At 50.7% G+C, this 15634-nt stretch carries 17 protein-coding genes and 1 riboswitch; of the genes, 5 read left to right on the top strand and 12 right to left on the bottom strand.

What is annotated here, in order from left to right:
- Nucleotides 1–106: 106 nt before the first annotated feature.
- Entirely contained in the window at nucleotides 107–667 is a 561-nt protein-coding gene (locus tag VFS25_RS12780; RefSeq protein WP_326462538.1) for an AAA family ATPase, read from the bottom strand.
- A gap of 349 nt (nucleotides 668–1016) precedes the next feature.
- Here VFS25_RS12780 and VFS25_RS12775 point away from each other — a divergent pair, with 349 nt between their 5' ends.
- Both VFS25_RS12775 and VFS25_RS12770 read left to right on the top strand, forming a co-directional pair.
- Nucleotides 1017–2066 carry an NAD(P)-dependent alcohol dehydrogenase gene (locus VFS25_RS12775; RefSeq protein ID WP_326462537.1) on the top strand — a complete coding sequence of 350 codons (1050 nt, stop codon included), beginning with the start codon at nucleotides 1017–1019 and terminating at the stop codon, nucleotides 2064–2066.
- A gap of 220 nt (nucleotides 2067–2286) precedes the next feature.
- Nucleotides 2287–2877 (top strand): RNA polymerase sigma factor, encoded by a 591-nt coding sequence (locus tag VFS25_RS12770; RefSeq protein ID WP_326462536.1) that lies wholly within the window; start codon nucleotides 2287–2289, stop codon nucleotides 2875–2877.
- A gap of 243 nt (nucleotides 2878–3120) precedes the next feature.
- Here VFS25_RS12770 and VFS25_RS12765 read toward each other — a convergent pair whose 3' ends face one another.
- Nucleotides 3121–3279: a lmo0937 family membrane protein gene (locus tag VFS25_RS12765; RefSeq protein ID WP_326462535.1), complete on the bottom strand. Its 159-nt coding sequence runs from the start codon at nucleotides 3277–3279 to the stop codon at nucleotides 3121–3123.
- A gap of 310 nt (nucleotides 3280–3589) precedes the next feature.
- Here VFS25_RS12765 and VFS25_RS12760 point away from each other — a divergent pair, with 310 nt between their 5' ends.
- Complete coding sequence (locus VFS25_RS12760; protein ID WP_326462534.1) at nucleotides 3590–4048, top strand: PA2169 family four-helix-bundle protein; 459 nt, start codon at nucleotides 3590–3592, stop codon at nucleotides 4046–4048.
- Here VFS25_RS12760 and thiH read toward each other — a convergent pair.
- The 7 genes from thiH to thiS all read right to left on the bottom strand — a co-directional run bounded on the left by thiH (nucleotide 4014) and on the right by thiS (nucleotide 10483).
- Nucleotides 4014–5147, bottom strand: a complete 1134-nt coding sequence (gene thiH, locus VFS25_RS12755; protein WP_326462533.1) for a 2-iminoacetate synthase ThiH — start codon at nucleotides 5145–5147, stop codon at nucleotides 4014–4016. The two genes, VFS25_RS12760 and thiH, sit on opposite strands and share 35 nt — an antisense overlap.
- A gap of 34 nt (nucleotides 5148–5181) precedes the next feature.
- Nucleotides 5182–5952 carry a thiazole synthase gene (locus VFS25_RS12750; protein WP_326462532.1) on the bottom strand — a complete coding sequence of 257 codons (771 nt, stop codon included), beginning with the start codon at nucleotides 5950–5952 and terminating at the stop codon, nucleotides 5182–5184.
- Nucleotides 5949–6581 (bottom strand): thiamine phosphate synthase, encoded by a 633-nt coding sequence (locus tag VFS25_RS12745; RefSeq protein ID WP_326462531.1) that lies wholly within the window; start codon nucleotides 6579–6581, stop codon nucleotides 5949–5951. The genes VFS25_RS12750 and VFS25_RS12745 overlap by 4 nt, the downstream gene beginning before the upstream one ends.
- Nucleotides 6578–7321, bottom strand: a complete 744-nt coding sequence (locus VFS25_RS12740) for a hydroxymethylpyrimidine/phosphomethylpyrimidine kinase (protein ID WP_326462530.1) — start codon at nucleotides 7319–7321, stop codon at nucleotides 6578–6580. Before VFS25_RS12740 ends, VFS25_RS12745 begins: the two co-directional genes overlap by 4 nt.
- Nucleotides 7300–7908 (bottom strand): thiamine phosphate synthase, encoded by a 609-nt coding sequence (locus VFS25_RS12735; protein ID WP_326462529.1) that lies wholly within the window; start codon nucleotides 7906–7908, stop codon nucleotides 7300–7302. Before VFS25_RS12735 ends, VFS25_RS12740 begins: the two co-directional genes overlap by 22 nt.
- 55 nt (nucleotides 7909–7963) lie before the next feature.
- Nucleotides 7964–9832, bottom strand: coding sequence for a phosphomethylpyrimidine synthase ThiC (thiC, locus tag VFS25_RS12730; RefSeq protein WP_326462528.1), 1869 nt, complete (start codon nucleotides 9830–9832; stop codon nucleotides 7964–7966).
- Nucleotides 9833–10279: 447 nt separating this feature from the next.
- Nucleotides 10280–10483 carry a sulfur carrier protein ThiS gene (gene thiS / locus VFS25_RS12725; RefSeq protein WP_326462527.1) on the bottom strand — a complete coding sequence of 68 codons (204 nt, stop codon included), beginning with the start codon at nucleotides 10481–10483 and terminating at the stop codon, nucleotides 10280–10282.
- A 55-nt stretch (nucleotides 10484–10538) separates the two neighbouring features.
- Nucleotides 10539–10650, bottom strand: a riboswitch (TPP riboswitch).
- A gap of 49 nt (nucleotides 10651–10699) precedes the next feature.
- On the opposite strand from thiS, the gene VFS25_RS12720 reads away from it, so the two are divergent.
- Entirely contained in the window at nucleotides 10700–11215 is a 516-nt protein-coding gene (locus tag VFS25_RS12720; RefSeq protein WP_326462526.1) for a lipocalin family protein, read from the top strand.
- 100 nt (nucleotides 11216–11315) lie between these two features.
- Here the strand turns inward: VFS25_RS12720 and VFS25_RS12715 are convergent, their stop codons facing one another.
- The 3 genes from VFS25_RS12715 to dnaN form a co-directional block, all read right to left on the bottom strand.
- Nucleotides 11316–11567 (bottom strand): hypothetical protein, encoded by a 252-nt coding sequence (locus VFS25_RS12715; protein WP_326462525.1) that lies wholly within the window; start codon nucleotides 11565–11567, stop codon nucleotides 11316–11318.
- A gap of 36 nt (nucleotides 11568–11603) precedes the next feature.
- Entirely contained in the window at nucleotides 11604–12449 is an 846-nt protein-coding gene (locus VFS25_RS12710) for a sterol desaturase family protein (RefSeq protein ID WP_326462524.1), read from the bottom strand.
- A 339-nt stretch (nucleotides 12450–12788) separates the two neighbouring features.
- Nucleotides 12789–13907: a DNA polymerase III subunit beta gene (gene dnaN, locus VFS25_RS12705; protein WP_326462523.1), complete on the bottom strand. Its 1119-nt coding sequence runs from the start codon at nucleotides 13905–13907 to the stop codon at nucleotides 12789–12791.
- A 331-nt stretch (nucleotides 13908–14238) separates the two neighbouring features.
- On the opposite strand from dnaN, the gene VFS25_RS12700 reads away from it, so the two are divergent.
- Nucleotides 14239–15498, top strand: a complete 1260-nt coding sequence (locus VFS25_RS12700; RefSeq protein WP_326462522.1) for a pyridoxal phosphate-dependent aminotransferase — start codon at nucleotides 14239–14241, stop codon at nucleotides 15496–15498.
- The last annotated feature ends 136 nt before the right edge of the window (nucleotides 15499–15634 follow it).

Genomic DNA, 15634 nt, shown 5'->3' with positions numbered 1-15634 from the left:
GAAAAGCAAACCTACCTGGATATTGCCGCGGGGCTGCAACCCGCCGGCAGCGCTACGGATTCAGGCGCTACAATGCTGCAAACGGAAGTAGCTTCTAATCCGGCTTTCAGGCAGCAATACACTGCAGTATAAAAGCAGCCCGCTCCGGCGGCGGGGCAACGGGTACTACCTGCAGTGTATAACCGCAGGCTTTATAAATACCGGCAATTACCTCATAGGTGCGCACTGCTTCCGCGAAGCTTTGCTTACGTTCCGTATCTGTACAGTAAATACTTTCCCAGGGCGGGAAAATAAATACCTGCGGGTTGTAGCGGCACTGCTGCGCCGCATTATGCAGGGCGGCATTTACAGGCAGGTTGTTTAGCTGCATATGCCCTATTACATCCGGTATGCCGCGGTCAAAAAAACAGGGGCCTGCATTGGGCAGTGGCGCCGCCTCCCAACCGGCTATGGAACGTTCCTGCATTAATTGCGTGTACCGGGCATTGTTGTGCCAGGGCACAGCGCTGCCGCCATCTGCCATTTGTTCCCGGATGATTTGCCGGGCCGCTTCGGGTTGCGTAAAAAAGCCCTGCTGCGCCAATAAATCCAATACGGTGGTTTTGCCCGCGCCGGGCCCACCGGTAAATACAAAGCATTGCGCTTTGCACCGTACGTTTGTTATCATGCCTGTTAAAGGATTAAAAGTGAAATAATGTAAATGGAGAAAGGGGGAGAAACTGGGTAGCTGTAATAGATTACAAAGGTACAGATAATTGCTGCAATGCCTGGTGCTTTATCGTCTTAAAGCCGGCCTTACCATCTGCCCCGCGTACTTTTACTATGTATATGCTGTTGCAGGCGGGCAGCTGTGCGCCGCACATGTTTGGTTTGCGCTGGCCCTCATGGGTTACTAATTTATTAAAGAGCAACCCCCATTTGCCAGTACTATTATCTTATCCTATAAATTTGTGTGCATGGGCAAATCAGCATCCGTGCCTGTTTCTCCTTTCTTACGTGAACACAAACAGACGACTATGAATACAAAAGCTTATGCTGCGCAAAGCGCAACGGAACCATTAGCCCCATTCAGCCTGCAACGGCGGGAACCGGGGCCGCATGATGTACAGATCGAGATCCTGTATTGCGGCGTATGCCATTCGGACCTGCACCAGGTACGCAATGAATGGGAGAACTCCATTTATCCCATGGTGCCGGGGCATGAAATTGTAGGCCGGGTTACAAAAGTGGGCGATCATGTAAAAGGTTTTGCCGTGGGCGACCTGGCTGGTATCGGGTGCTTTGTTGACTCATGCCGGGAATGCGAGAACTGTAAAGCCGGTATAGAGCAGTACTGCCTGGAGGGAATGACCGGCACTTACAATGCTTATGAGCGCGATGGTAAAACGCCTACCTACGGCGGTTACTCCACCCGGATAGTAGTGGATGAAAAATATACGCTGAAGGTATCGCCCAAGCTGCCGCTGGAAGGGGTAGCGCCTTTGCTGTGCGCGGGTATTACCACCTACTCCCCGCTGCGGCACTGGAAAATAGGCCCGGGTCATAAGGTAGCCGTGCTGGGACTGGGCGGCCTGGGACATATGGGCGTAAAGTTTGCCGCTTCCTTTGGAGCAGAGGTAACCATGCTAAGCACATCGCCCTCCAAAGAGGCGGATGCCAAACGCCTGGGCGCGCATCACTTTGCGTTAACCACCAACCCGGAAGTAATGAAACGCCTGCGGGGAACGTTTGATTTTATACTGGACACCGTATCTGCCCCGCACGATATTCCCGCTTTTATGCGCCTGCTAAAAACCAATGGCGTGCACATATGTGTGGGCGTGCCGCCGGAGCCCGCATCTATACCGGCTTTCAGCCTGCTTGCCAACCGTGTTAGCCTGGCCGGCTCCTGCATCGGCGGCATCCGCGAAACCCAGGAAATGCTGGATTACTGCGCTGCGCATAATATTACCTCCGATGTAGAGGTGATTAACATACAGGATATTAACGAAGCATATGAAAAGCTGCTGAAAGGGCAGGTAAAGTACCGCTTTGTAATAGACATTGCCAGCCTGCGGGAAAATTAACAACAGGATATAAAAACATAAACATGCATGATGGATGATAAAACAGTCATGCATGTTTTTTTATGCGATATTGTCAATCATATTGACTAATGAATGGCTGCTATTGCTTTACAGGCGGGCGCCGGGGACGATTTAAATTCTTTGTTTGGCTTGCGTTTTCGATAAAAAAAGAGTATCTATGTTAGCTTAACACTATTCCAATACAAGTTAACTACAACATTTGGATCAAACAGTAACCATAAAAGCAGGGTCAGTGGCTGTTTTTGAGGAAGTGTATTACCAGTTTCATGAAAAGCTGTATTACTATTTCCTGAAACGTACGGCTGATGCTGATATTGCAGAAGAGCTGGTGCAGCTTACCTTCATAAAGCTGTGGCGTTACCGCAGCCATCTCAATGAAAGCCTCCCTTTATCGCAGCAGCTGTTCCGCATTGCAGGCACCACCCTTATAGATGTGCTGCGCCGTAAGGCGCAGGAAAGGGCCCTGCTGGTAAATGCGCCGCAGCTGCCCGAAACTGTTGATCCTGCGGGCGCGCTGCATGAACGGGAAACACTGAACCAGGTGAACCGCGCCATGGACCATCTGCCCCCGGAGCGGAAAAAGATTTTCCGTTACCGCATACAGGGGTTCACTAACCAGGAAATAGCCCTGGGACTTTCCCTTTCCCTGAAAACAGTAGAGAACCAGGTAAACCGCGCTATTAAGCAAATAAGAGAAGCTATGGTGCTGCTGTTGTTAATAGCGGATGCCGCCCAGTGCATACCGGACATGCAGCTTACTACCGGCCTGTTAGCCCCGCTGGTATCATAATTAATACAGATGGCGTATTACGTTACAATTTTTTTGTTCCCGGATGGGTGCAAACTTTATTTGGCGCGTAGTATAATAATAGCGCACCAACCGCGCAAAGGAGGGACTTTCCATTTACCTGTATGCCGACGAGTAGCAGCCATTAAAAAAAAATGAATAACCAGTAACAGCATGGGGAACCATTACGCTGTTATTGATTATTCATTTAGTATTTGCTATATGGGGATCCTGTTTATTGATACATTATTCTACAGGGGCCCTGCCTCTGATAATGCTTAGCAGGATTGCTATAATAGCTAACACCAACAATGCATGAATCAGCGCTCCCGCTGAATAAACGAAAAAGCCTAACACCCATCCTATGATAAGAATAAGGGCTATTAGATACAATATGCTTCTCATATGAAAAATGTTTGGTTAACTCATATAGTCAAAAATCTGTGCCAATTCATTTGCCGTTATTAATAAGGTGATTTACTGCTAAAACAGCCAGCAGGGGCGGCTGCATTGTAGAAGGGTTTCCCCAGACGGGAAAAAAATACGTCAGCGCTGCGTGGCAAAATGCTGCCTGGCAGCAGGCCATAGAGGGGACGCCTTAACTGGTCATATTTTTGAAACAGGTTTGTTATGTGTTACTGATCACCCCTTAACTGTTAACACCTTACCGTACTGCGGTTATAATCATATTACAAACATCAAAACAAATTATGCCATGCAACAGAATGAAAAATTAGCTGAAGTTTTAAGAGACCTGGTACAGATCAATAATGACCGTATTGAGGGTTATACCAAGGCCAGTGGACAAACAGATGATCCGGACCTGAAGGCATTGTTCCAACGGATGATAGATGAAAGCCGTACATATGTATCACAGCTGAACCAGGAACTGTTACAACTGGGCGGTAACCTGGAAACCGGCACCACTGTGTCCGGTAAAATATACCGCACCTGGATGGATGTGAAGGCCACCTTTACCGGCCATGACCGCCATTCCATACTGGCAAGCTGCGAATATGGCGAAGATGCGGCACAAAGGGCTTATGAAGAAGCACTGCGCACGGATGAACCCATGCCTTACAGCGTTCGCGAGCTGATCGCTAACCAGAAAGGCGCCCTGCGTACCTCACACGACACTATTAAGACCTATCGTGATATGGAGAAAGTGGGCTAAGGCTATGGTCCCAATTTTTCCATACCGGCTCGTAGCCCTGCTGCCGCAGCATTTGCGCTATGTGCTGCGGGCTGCGTTCGTCGGATATTTCAAACTGCTCCAGTGACTGCGGATCAGCTGCATAGCCACCGGGGTTGGTTTTGGAACCGGCGCTCATGGAGGTAATGCCCAGCTTTATAATATGATTGCGGAATTGTTCAGATTCGCGGGTAGAAAGGCTTAGCTCTACATCGGGATCCAGCAGGCGATAGGCGCAGATGAGCTGCACCAGCTCCCGGTCATTCATTTCCACTTTAGGCGGCAAACCGCCGGCGCAGGGGCGCAGGCGCGGGAACGAAATGCTGTAGCGGGTTTGCCAGTAGGTTTTTTCAAGGTATTGCAGGTGCAGGGCGGTAAAAAAGCTGTCGGTACGCCAGTCTTCCAGCCCAATAAGCACGCCCAGCCCTATTTTATGGATGCCCGCCCGGCCCAGGCGGTCGGGCGTTTCCAGGCGATAGTCGAAGTTGGATTTTCGCCCTTTGGGATGGTGTAGCTTGTAGCCGGCCTGGTGATAGGTTTCCTGGTACACCAGCACACTTTGCAGTCCCAGGGGTATGAGCGCGGCATAATCTTCCTCATCCATAGGCTGCACTTCCATGCTGATATGAGAAAAATGCGGGCGTATGAGGCGCAGGGCTTCTTTAAAATAATCCACGCCTACGGTTTGCCAGGCTTCGCCGGTTACCAGCAGCACATGTTCGTAGCCCATGGCTTTAATGGCTTCCACCTCCTGCATTATTTCTGCGGGCTGCAGTGTTTTGCGCCGGATCTTGTTATCCAGGCTAAAACCGCAATAGGTGCATATGTTCTGGCACTCGTTGGAAAGGTACAATGGTATATACAGCTGCATCGTATTGCCGAAGCGCTGCCGGGTAAGCTGGTGGCTGAGCTGCGCCATCTGCTCCAGGTAAGGCTGCGCGGCAGGAGATATGAGGGCTTTAAAATCTTCCAGCGTACGGCGCCGGGCCGTTAGCGCCCGCTCTACATCCTGCGTGGTTTTGGCGTAGATGCCGGCTTTAACAGCCGCCCAGTCATATCCGGTAAATATATCTTTAAACATTATGGTCAATTAATTATTCATTATTAATTACTCATTACTCCAGGAACCCCACCAGCGGGCTGCTGGCGCTTGCATGGCTGTGCGCGCCGGCCAGTCCTGCTTCATAGGCCATACGGCCGGCGGTTACGGCCAGCTTAAAGGCTTCAGCCATCTTAACAGGATCCTGCGCTACGGCAATGGCGGTATTTACCAGCACTGCATCGGCGCCCATTTCCATGGCTTTAGCAGCATCTGAAGGGCTGCCGATGCCAGCATCAACCACCACCGGCACCTGGCTTTGCTCAATAATAATTTCCAGGAAATCAAAGGTGCGTAAGCCTTTGTTGCTGCCTATGGGTGCGCCCAGGGGCATTACAGCGGCAACGCCTGCTGCTTCGAGGCGCTTGCATAGCACGGGATCGGCATGTATGTAGGGCAGCACCACAAATCCCAACTTTACCAGCTCCGCTGCTGCCTGCAGGGTTTCAACAGGGTCGGGCAGCAGATAGCGGGGATCGGGATGTATTTCCAGCTTTATCCAGTTTGTTTCCAGCGCTTCGCGCGCCAGCTGCGCGGCATACACGGCTTCCTTTGCATTACGCACGCCGGAGGTGTTGGGCAGCAGGTGCAGGTGCGCATGATGAAGGTGCTGTAGCATATCGTCTGCCTGGTTGTGAAGGTCTACCCGCTTTAATGCAACGGTCACCAGCTCAGACCCGGAGGCCAGCAATGCCTGCTCCATTACCGGCGCTGACGAAAATTTGCCTGTGCCGGTGAACAGGCGCGACTGAAAAATACGGCCGGCAATTATCAATGGTTCCATCATAGTGTTTGCTTAGTTTCAAAAATGCTTTTTACTACCTGCTGTTTATGGGCCGCATGTGTAATTAAGCCGCTTACCGCCACGCCATGCGCGCCGGCTGCCAGCAGGGCCGCAATATCTTCCTGCAAAATGCCGCCAATGGCTACTACCGGTATGGTAATGCCCTGTATGGCCAGCTGCCGTAAAATGCCGGCAATGCCCTCCAGCCCTAATGTGGGGCTTAGCTTTTGCTTGGTGGTGGTGAAACGGTAAGGGCCCAGCCCCACGTAACTGGCATTGTCTTTTACGTGCTGTAAAATATCTTCCAGCGTATTGGCAGTGCCGCCCACGATCATGCCAGGGCCGGTAATGGCCCGGGCCGCGGCCACCGTCATATCATTTTTGCCTACATGCACGCCATGTGCGCCTACGGCTTTGGCAATATGCGGGTAATCGTTAATAATCAATGTGGCGTTGTACTGCTCACATATTTTCCTGGCAGCTATGGCTGCGGGCAGCACGGCTTCCGGCGTGCTGTTTTTGATGCGCAGCTGTACCCAGTTGCAGCCTGCATCGCAGGCGGCCTGTATGTTAGCAATATGGTCTGCAGCAGCGGTTTGCTGTGATATGTAATGTAAGGTGCTGATGGTCATGAGTGAAATCCTAACAGGGATGGGTGACTGGATAAAAACTTTTCCGTATAAGCCTTACCGTTAATGCAGGCGTTTGGCAGTGAATGCCCCAGCGCCAGCTGCGCGGTAATGGCGGCAGAAAGCACACAGCCCGAGCCGTGCTTGGCATATGCCTGCCTGCCGCCGGGCCGCAGCAGGTATTCTGTTTCTTTTGTGTACAGCACATCCCAGCCTTTACGCCCGGGGTGGTGGCCGCCTTTCAGCAGCACCGCGCAATGCCGGCTTAGCTGTGCCGCGGCTTCGTGCCCATCCTGCGCGGGGTTATTGCCCAGCGCCAGCGCTTCGTCATAGTTGGGCGTAAGCAGGTACAGGTAAGGCAGCACCTCCTGCCAGGCAGCAGCACCGGTATGAAAGTCAAAGCCGGCAGATGCTTTCAGCACCGGGTCCAGTATGATACGGATGCCGGGCCGCAGGCGGTGCAGGGCGCGTACGACTTCAAGCAGCACGGGTACGCCCGATACAATCCCTATTTTGCAATAAGCAGGTTTGTATTGCTCCAGCAGGGGAGCGGCCTGCGCTATGATGCGGTCTGCGGATAACCAGTCTACCGACAGGAACTTACTGTCTGTTTGCACGGTTAGCGCGGTACAAACCCCCAGCCCATAGGTCTGATGGGCCTCAAAGGTCTTAATGTCTGCCAGCAGGCCGGCGCCCCCGCTGGGGTCCAGGCCGGCCAGGCTTATAACGTAGGGTCGTTCCATATGCTTTTGATGTCTTGTAGTTGTTCAACTGCTTTTGCGGGCGTTTGCCAGATGGCGCCTAACAGCGCCAGTCCGTTAAATCCCATTTGCCTGGCCTTTGCGGCGTTGCCGGCATGCACGCCGCCCAGGGCCAGTACTTTGGCGGGGCCGGTATGCGGCGGCAGCAGCAGGTCCGGGGGCTGCTGCCTTTTGTAGCCTGGTTTGGAAATACTGTCAAACACAGGACTTAACAGCAGCAGGTCCCACTCGTTGCGGACTAACGGTAATGTAAACACGTTATGTATGCCGGTGCTAACGCAGCACCCCTGCTGCCGGTATTGGCGCAGCTGCGGCATAGTGGTTTGCTGCCGCAGCTGTTCATTTACATGCACGCCCATGAGCCCAAAGCGGTGGTACAGGCGCCAGTGGCCGGCTACCATTATCTTTTGGTAGCAGGCCGGCGGTGTTTGTTCCAGGGCCTGTGCATACATGGCTGCTGTCCACCCCGGCCGGCGCAGCAGCAGGGCATCAGCGCCTGCTGCCAGCAGCTGCTCCCAAAGCGTTATTTCACCGGGCACCGGTTCCGGGTTTGTTATAACAAGTAGCATAGTTTTTTAGGTGCCCTGTACCATTGCGGCACAGGACACCCGGGGCAGGTTATGGTTATAAATAAATTTCGCCGCCTTGTGTTTTAAAGGCCGCTGCCTGCGCGTTCAATCCTGCTTCCAGCGCGGTATTTTCTGCTATGCCCTGTGTGGCTGCAAAGTCGCGCACCTCCTGGGTGATTTTCATGGAACAGAAATGCGGGCCGCACATAGAGCAGAAGTGAGCTATTTTGGCGCCTTCGGCAGGCAGCGTTTCATCATGGTAAGCGCGGGCTGTTTCCGGGTCAAGCGACAGGTTAAACTGGTCATCCCAACGGAATTCAAAACGGGCCTTGCTGAGCGCATTATCCCGGTGCTGCGCGCCGGGGTGGCCTTTGGCCAGGTCTGCCGCATGCGCGGCTATTTTATAGGCTATTACGCCCTGGCGTACATCTTCCCTGTTGGGCAGGCCCAGGTGCTCTTTGGGTGTTACATAGCACAGCATGGCGGTGCCAAACCAGCCTATCATGGCGGCCCCAATGGCAGAGGTAATGTGATCGTAGCCGGGCGCAATGTCGGTTGTTAGGGGACCAAGCGTATAAAAGGGCGCTTCGTGGCAGTGCTGCAGCTGTTTTTCCATGTTTTCCTTTATCAGCTGCATAGGTACATGGCCGGGACCTTCTATCATCACCTGCACATCGTGCCGCCAGGCTTGTTTGGTTAGCTGGCCCAGGGTTTCAAGCTCCCCGAACTGCGCCGCGTCGTTGGCATCGGCAATGCTGCCGGGGCGTAGGCCGTCGCCCAGGGAAAAGGCTACATCGTATGCCTTCATGATTTCACAGATCTCTTCAAAATGCGTGTACAGGAAATTTTCTTTATGGTGGGCCAGGCACCACTTGGCCATAATGGAGCCGCCGCGTGATACAATGCCGGTGGTACGTTTAGCCGTAAGCGGTACATAGCGCAGCAGCACGCCGGCATGAATAGTAAAATAGTCCACGCCCTGTTCTGCCTGTTCAATGAGCGTATCGCGGAAAATATCCCAGGTAAGTGCTTCGGCCTTGCCGTTCACTTTTTCGAGCGCCTGGTAAATGGGTACGGTGCCAATGGGCACAGGGGAGTTGCGGATGATCCATTCCCTGGTTTCATGAATATGTTTGCCGGTGCTCAGGTCCATAATGGTGTCGGCGCCCCAGCGGCAGGCCCATACTGCTTTTTCTACTTCTTCCTCAATGCCTGAGGTAACGGCTGAGTTGCCGATGTTAGCGTTGATTTTTACCAGGAAGTTGCGGCCAATGATCATTGGCTCGCTTTCAGGATGGTTGATGTTGGAAGGGATGATGGCGCGGCCGGCAGCTACCTCCTGCCGTACAAATTCGGGCGTAATAAACTGTACCGGCGTATTGGCGCCGAATGACCGGCCTTTATGCTGCTGCCACAGGGCATTGTTTTCTTTGAACAGCTGTTCAGCGCACTGGTTCTCACGGATGGCAATGTACTCCATTTCCGGCGTAATAATGCCTTGCCGTGCGTAATGCATTTGCGATACATTGCGGCCTTCTTTGGCCTTTAGCGGTGTTTGCAGATGGGTAAAGCGAAGGCCATCCAATCTTTTATCGGCCAGCCGCTCCCGCCCGTAGGCAGAGGTAAGGCCCGGCAGCGGCGCCGTATCATTGCGTTCTTCGATCCAGGGTTGCCGCAGACGGGGCAGGCCTTTGCGCACATCAATATCTATAGCGGGGTCTGTATAAGGGCCGCTGGTATCATACACTACTACGGGTGGGTTAGGCGCTTCAGCGCCGTTTTTGCCATGCAGCCGTGTAGGCGTTAATGTTATTTGGCGCATGGCTACCTGTATATTGTGCAGCCGGCCCGGCACATAAATTTTACCAGCGGCAGGAAAAGGCGCGCGGCTGATGGTGTGTGCAGATGGTTGTTGTTCAGACATAAGAAGTTTAATTACGAATTAGTTAATTACGAAATGCACATTCATGAGCAACCAAAAAAGTAAATTATGAATGTGAATAATTACGAATGATGGTGCAAAGCATTTGCACGTGCTGAATGCATATTTCGCAATGCGTTAAAGGATGAGTAAATAAGGTTTGGAATAAATGCCACTTACATTTAAGCATGAAAAAGGGCAACAGCCAGGCATACCTGTTTACCGGTAATACAGCGTTGTATAACACGCACTGTTAATACGCGGAATGGCCGCCCTGTCTGAGGATTACGAAAAGGATTGTTATCAATTACCAATCGCATAGCGCATACATAATACGATTACCTGCCGGCTGCGTTTATGCTGCTTTTGTTAACAGCCAGGCTGCGCTTGGCGCTTTCCGCGAAAGTGGAACAGGCACTGTTCCTGGCAGTTCGTAATTCCCCGCAGGGGCTATCCTCCCTGCGTGGCGCGGATAATCATTACCTTATCCTGCGATTGCAGCAGCTGCTGTTCCCAGTGGGTTTTAGGAATAACCTGGTTGTTAATGGCAATGGCAATGCCTTTGGCAGATGGTAATTGAATAAACTGTAAGAGGGCAGCCACCGTGGTTTCCGGCTGCACCGCATAAAGTTTATTGTTCACAAGTACTTCCATGTGTGTACAGGAGTTTTGAAATGAAACAATAAACTTTAAGGATGTGAATGTAAGAGAGAGATCAGTAACTTTTTCCTCCGGCAGTATGAGCTGCGTCAGGTACTGAGGGTATCATCTCAGCTCCCCGGTGTTTATATATGCACCGGGAAACACCCCTAAAGTGAGGCATAAAGGTAGGAGATAATTCGTAATTAATTTATGGTATTTTTGAACTGTATGACCAAACAACGCCTGTCACTACTGGTTTTATTAGCCGGCGCATTAGCCTGCCGGCAGCAGGCGCCTGCCAGCAAAGCCAGGCTGGAGGACGACAGCAGCCTTATAGATATAACAGACACCAACAATATTGCACCTGCCCCGGACTCTGCCCTTATTAAAGCAGATACCGGTGTTACCTACCGCCCGGAACAGCTGATCGGCAAATGGCTGCATCCCGTGCCCGGGCGCGACAACGAGCAGCAGGGGTTTGACCTGCGGAAAGACAGTCTTGCCCGCTCCATTAACATGTACACCCTGGTATATAAAAAGTGGGGCCTGGCAAAAGATACGCTGCTGCTTTGGAACCATATGGAAGGCATGGAAAAGGAAGACTCGGCAGCTACTGTTGATACGGCCATTATACGGGAGCTTACAGACAGCACGCTGGTGCTGTTCCCTACCAATGCTGCCGAAGGTTACCTGGAAAAATACGTGAAGGAGATAAAAAGCAAACGCCCTAAAAATAAAAAGTAAAAACACAGGGCACCAAAAGAATGCAAAATTTTACATTTTTTTTGGTTCACCCCGGTTTTTACTTTTAACCGTTTAAAACCTGTTTTCAGTTAACCACGGATCATCCGATCCACAGCCCTATTACCAGGGACACTACTGCCATAAAAAGGCCTGCAGTGGCCAGTTGCATATCGTCAATATTCTTACGGGACATCCATAAAGAAATAACGCCTATCACAGTAGCAATGCCGCCTAAGGTAACGGCAATGCCGGGGGCTTTGGTAAGGAATGAAATAAGCGCGGCAATTACGCCGGATGCCAGGCCTATGAATCCGGCAATTTTTGTAGTTGCGATGTGATGTTGCTGTGCCATATCACTTTTTGATTAGATTATAGAAATAAATAACTCTCAATGTGTGTTAACGGGCTGCTGCACTATCACATCTTCCTGCCTGGGAACCGGCTTATCCCACGGCGCCTTCAGCAAAGGCCCTATTTCCTGGTACCGTGGCTCCAGGTACTCGTCCAGCCCGTATTGCAGCCGGGTAGTGTCCGGCACTGTTACAAACGTGCCGCATATACGGTCCCAGATGGAAAAGATGTTCGCATAATTGGAATCTGTTTCCGGCTGGTACCGGCTGTGATGCACCTTGTGCATGTCCGGCGATACAATGATCCAGCTCAACCCTTTATCCAGCCAGTGCGGCAGGTGTATGTTGGCATGGTTGAACTGCGACATCAGCGCCGACAGGCTTTGATACAGCATCACCATCCATATGGGAATGCCCATGGTTACAATCGTCACTATCAGCGCCGCCACGCGGAACACGCTTTCTACCGGGTGATGCCGCAGGGCGGTGGTAACATCTATAGCGGTATCTATATGATGTATCTTATGAAAGTGCCACATCCAGGCCACCTTATGCTGTACCAGGTGTATCAGGTAAGCACCCATAAAATCCAGCATCAGCAACCCCAGTATCACCTGCAGCCATTGCGGCGCACCTATCCAGTATAACAGGCCGAAATGAGCCTGGCTGGTCCACTGGGCAGCCTTCACCACTGCAAAGGCAAACACCAGGTTAATAACGGCCGTGGTAACCGTAAAGAACAGGTTAGTGCCTGCGTGCCTGTACCGGTTATATTTAAAGGCAAACCGCGGAATAAATCCTTCCGCTATCCACAGCACTAATAACCCTGCAACAAGGATTGCCGTCCGGTAAGACGATGGAATGTTTTCAAAAAAAGTTTCCATGAGAAGCTGTATTCAGTTTTCGCGGCATTAATTAACAAACGTAAATATGGTCTTTGCTATGCTTGAAACGGGGAATACGTAAAAATACTGCATACCCCGGCTCATAGGCATGGCATATGGTATTTTTACGTTTGGTTAGTTAACTGTTCTTAAAGAATGGTCCTTCTTGAATCTTTTTCCACCTCCAAATTACAACTTTTCGGGAAATAAAATCGCCGCAAATGCACTGTGGACAAAGAAAAAGGCAATCCCTATGGAAGAGATTGCCTTATATATAATTTAATAATGAAGAGTGAATAATTAATAATATTATTTAGTGCTAATACGGAAAAAGCCGGCTTAGTTGTTCAGCATCAGCGGCATTACCAGCATCAGCAGGTCTTCATTATCTCCTTTTTCAGAAGGTTTGAGAATGCCGGCTTTGGTGGGGGTAGACAGCTCAATGCTGATCTCGTCGCCCTCTGCTGCATTCAGCATTTCTATCAGGAACTTCGCATTAAAAGCAATTTGCATATCGTCGCCGGTGTACTGGCAGCTCATACGCTCGTTACCTTCAAAGGAAAAGTCAACATCCTGGGCCGACAGCTGCAGCTCGTTACCGCTGATGTTCAGCGCTACCTGGTTGGTGCTTTTGTTGGAGAACACGCTTACCCGTTTCAGGGCGTTCTGGAAATCGGACTTTACCAGGGTAAGGCGGTAGGGATTATCTTTCGGTATTACCACTTTGTAGTCCGGGAACCGGGCATCTATGAGGCGGCAGATCATTTGTGCGCCCTCATGCGATACAAAAAAGTGGTTTTGGCTATAGGCGATCTTTACTTCGCTTTCATTATCGGGCAGGGCCGATTTCAGCAGGTTCAGCGGCTTCTTGGGCACAATAAAGTTATCGCTCTGCGGGCACTGGGCATCTGTTCTTACATATTTCACCAGGCGGTGCGCATCCGTAGCTACAAAGGTGAGGCTGTTGCCGGTGAGCTCAAAGTACACGCCGGTCATGGCCGGGCGCAGATCGTCGTTGCTTACCGCAAACAGGGTTTTGTTAATGGCGGTTACCAGTGCGGAAGACACCAGGGTAAAAGAGGTGGTATCGTCGGCGGCAGGCTCCTTGGGGAAATTTTCCGGGTTTTCGCCCATTACTTTATACTTGCCGTTGTCGGAGGTGATCTCCACGGCATAAGAGTTCATGTCAACATTAAAGGTCAGCGGCTGGTCCGGCAGGTTCTTGAGGGAGTCCATTAATATTTTTGCCGGAATGCAAATGCGGCCGTTCTCCTTTGCTTCCACCTCCAGCTTTACCTTCATTACAGTTTCCAGGTCGGTAGCCACCACCGTTAGTTCGTTCTTGTCAATCAGAAAAAGAAAATCTTCCAATATAGGCAATACCGTATTGGAGTTAATCACCCCACTGATCTGTTGTAATTGCTTTAACAAAGTAGAGGAAGAAACAATAAATTTCATCTGTTAATGTTTGATTTTTTTACTGGGCAGATTATTTGTTGCAAAACGACAACTATCCGCAAGGTAAATTGCGAATGTGAACAAAGATAGAAAGTTTTAGTATTCCCCCTAATTTAGCTTTTTATCTTTTTACGCCCGGGGTTTCCGGCATTCCCGGTTTAGTGAATGTTAAACAAAAAGCGATGATTTTCCCAGTTTCATTAAATGAAATGCGGTTTGATCCCCGCTTTGTTAAAGAATATAAAAAGAATGAGCGGGTTCTTTTCAATTATTTACAGATCGGTTACCTTTGGCGCGCAAAAAAATTGTATCACCATAAAACACGGGAATTATGAAACTATCTCATTTAGCGGAAACATTGATTGGTTCTGAAATTATTAAGCTGGCCGGTGAGATAAAGGAAAAGATCGCAAAGGGTGAGAAGATCTACAACTTTACCATTGGCGACTTTGATCCCAAAGTATTCCCTATTCCCGTGGAGTTTGAGCAAGAGATCATCCAGGCGTATAAGGAGCATTATACCAACTATCCTCCTGCCGACGGTATACTGGAGCTGCGGAAAGCAGTAGGCGAATTTATAGGCGGGCGCGAAGGGCTTACCTACGATCCCACCAAAGAGATCGTGATCTCCTGCGGCGGCCGCCCTATCATATATGCTACTTACCGCACCATTGTAGACCGTGGCGAAAAGATCATTTACGCAACGCCCTCCTGGAACAACAACCACTACACCCATTTCCTGGAAGCAGAGCACGTAGTGCTGGAAACCACTGCTGAAAATAATTTTATGCCCACTGCGGCAGAGCTGAAGCCCCTGCTGAAAGGTGCTACCCTGCTGGCCCTCTGCTCTCCGCAGAACCCTACCGGCACCACCTTTGGCAAAGAGCAGCTGGAAGCTATCTGCGACCTGGTAATTGAGGAAAACAAGCGCCGCGGCGCCGATGAAAAGCCGCTGTACATTATGTACGACCAGATGTACTGGGTGCTTACCTTTGGCCAAACCCACCACTACAACCCCGTATCGCTGCGGCCGGAGCTGAAAGACTATACCATTTTCATAGATGGTATGAGTAAAGCCTTTGCTTCTACCGGCGTACGTGTGGGCTGGGCGCTGGGTCCTGCGCATGTAATTGGCAAAATGAAATCCATCCTCTCTCACGTAGGCGCCTGGAGCCCTATGGCAGAACAGAAAGCTGCCGCACGCTACCTGGGCCAGAAAGCCAACGTTGATAAATACCTGCAGCACTTTAAAGCGGAAGTGGAAGAAAGGCTGGTGAAGATATATGAAGGGTTTACAGCCCTGAAGAACGCCGGCCACCCGGTAGATTGTATTGCGCCGCAGGCGGCTATTTACCTCACCATCCGCCTGGACCTGAAAGGTAAAAAGAAGGCCGACGGTACTGTACTGGCCGACCAGGCAGCGGTTACCTCCTACATACTGGATGAAGCCAAGCTGGCCGTGGTGCCCTTCTACGCCTTTGGCTCCTCCAGGGACTCCTCCTGGTACCGCCTGAGTGTAGGCACCTGTGTAAAGGAAGAAATACCTGCCATGCTGCAGCAGCTGAAAGCAGCGCTGGAAAAATTAAGCTAAGCGATATTAAGCGGGCCAAAAAGAATGTAAAATCATAAATCTGAAATGTAAAAGGTAAAACCTGCCTAACGTAATACCGTAACTGGTTTCAATGCATTTTACTGTTACATTTAATATTAAAGGTTTGCACATTTTA

The organism is Chitinophaga sp. (assembly GCF_035761305.1).
GTDB lineage: Bacteria > Bacteroidota > Bacteroidia > Chitinophagales > Chitinophagaceae > Chitinophaga.
This window is presented reverse-complemented; position numbering and strand designations above follow the sequence as displayed.

What these genes read in the sequence shown, in the direction of transcription:
- thiC (WP_326462528.1), bottom strand. Translation starts at nt 9,832, where the DNA reads ATGTCTGAACAACAACCATCTGCACACACCATCAGCCGCGCGCCTTTT.
- VFS25_RS12750 (WP_326462532.1), bottom strand. Translation starts at nt 5,952, where the DNA reads ATGATGGAACCATTGATAATTGCCGGCCGTATTTTTCAGTCGCGCCTG.
- VFS25_RS12740 (WP_326462530.1), bottom strand. Translation starts at nt 7,321, where the DNA reads ATGGAACGACCCTACGTTATAAGCCTGGCCGGCCTGGACCCCAGCGGG.
- VFS25_RS12720 (WP_326462526.1), top strand. Translation starts at nt 10,700, where the DNA reads ATGACCAAACAACGCCTGTCACTACTGGTTTTATTAGCCGGCGCATTA.
- VFS25_RS12710 (WP_326462524.1), bottom strand. Translation starts at nt 12,449, where the DNA reads ATGGAAACTTTTTTTGAAAACATTCCATCGTCTTACCGGACGGCAATC.
- VFS25_RS12780 (WP_326462538.1), bottom strand. Translation starts at nt 667, where the DNA reads ATGATAACAAACGTACGGTGCAAAGCGCAATGCTTTGTATTTACCGGT.
- dnaN (WP_326462523.1), bottom strand. Translation starts at nt 13,907, where the DNA reads ATGAAATTTATTGTTTCTTCCTCTACTTTGTTAAAGCAATTACAACAG.
- VFS25_RS12775 (WP_326462537.1), top strand. Translation starts at nt 1,017, where the DNA reads ATGAATACAAAAGCTTATGCTGCGCAAAGCGCAACGGAACCATTAGCC.
- thiS (WP_326462527.1), bottom strand. Translation starts at nt 10,483, where the DNA reads ATGGAAGTACTTGTGAACAATAAACTTTATGCGGTGCAGCCGGAAACC.
- VFS25_RS12760 (WP_326462534.1), top strand. Translation starts at nt 3,590, where the DNA reads ATGCAACAGAATGAAAAATTAGCTGAAGTTTTAAGAGACCTGGTACAG.
- VFS25_RS12715 (WP_326462525.1), bottom strand. Translation starts at nt 11,567, where the DNA reads ATGGCACAGCAACATCACATCGCAACTACAAAAATTGCCGGATTCATA.
- thiH (WP_326462533.1), bottom strand. Translation starts at nt 5,147, where the DNA reads ATGTTTAAAGATATATTTACCGGATATGACTGGGCGGCTGTTAAAGCC.
- VFS25_RS12745 (WP_326462531.1), bottom strand. Translation starts at nt 6,581, where the DNA reads ATGACCATCAGCACCTTACATTACATATCACAGCAAACCGCTGCTGCA.
- VFS25_RS12765 (WP_326462535.1), bottom strand. Translation starts at nt 3,279, where the DNA reads ATGAGAAGCATATTGTATCTAATAGCCCTTATTCTTATCATAGGATGG.
- VFS25_RS12735 (WP_326462529.1), bottom strand. Translation starts at nt 7,908, where the DNA reads ATGCTACTTGTTATAACAAACCCGGAACCGGTGCCCGGTGAAATAACG.
- VFS25_RS12700 (WP_326462522.1), top strand. Translation starts at nt 14,239, where the DNA reads ATGAAACTATCTCATTTAGCGGAAACATTGATTGGTTCTGAAATTATT.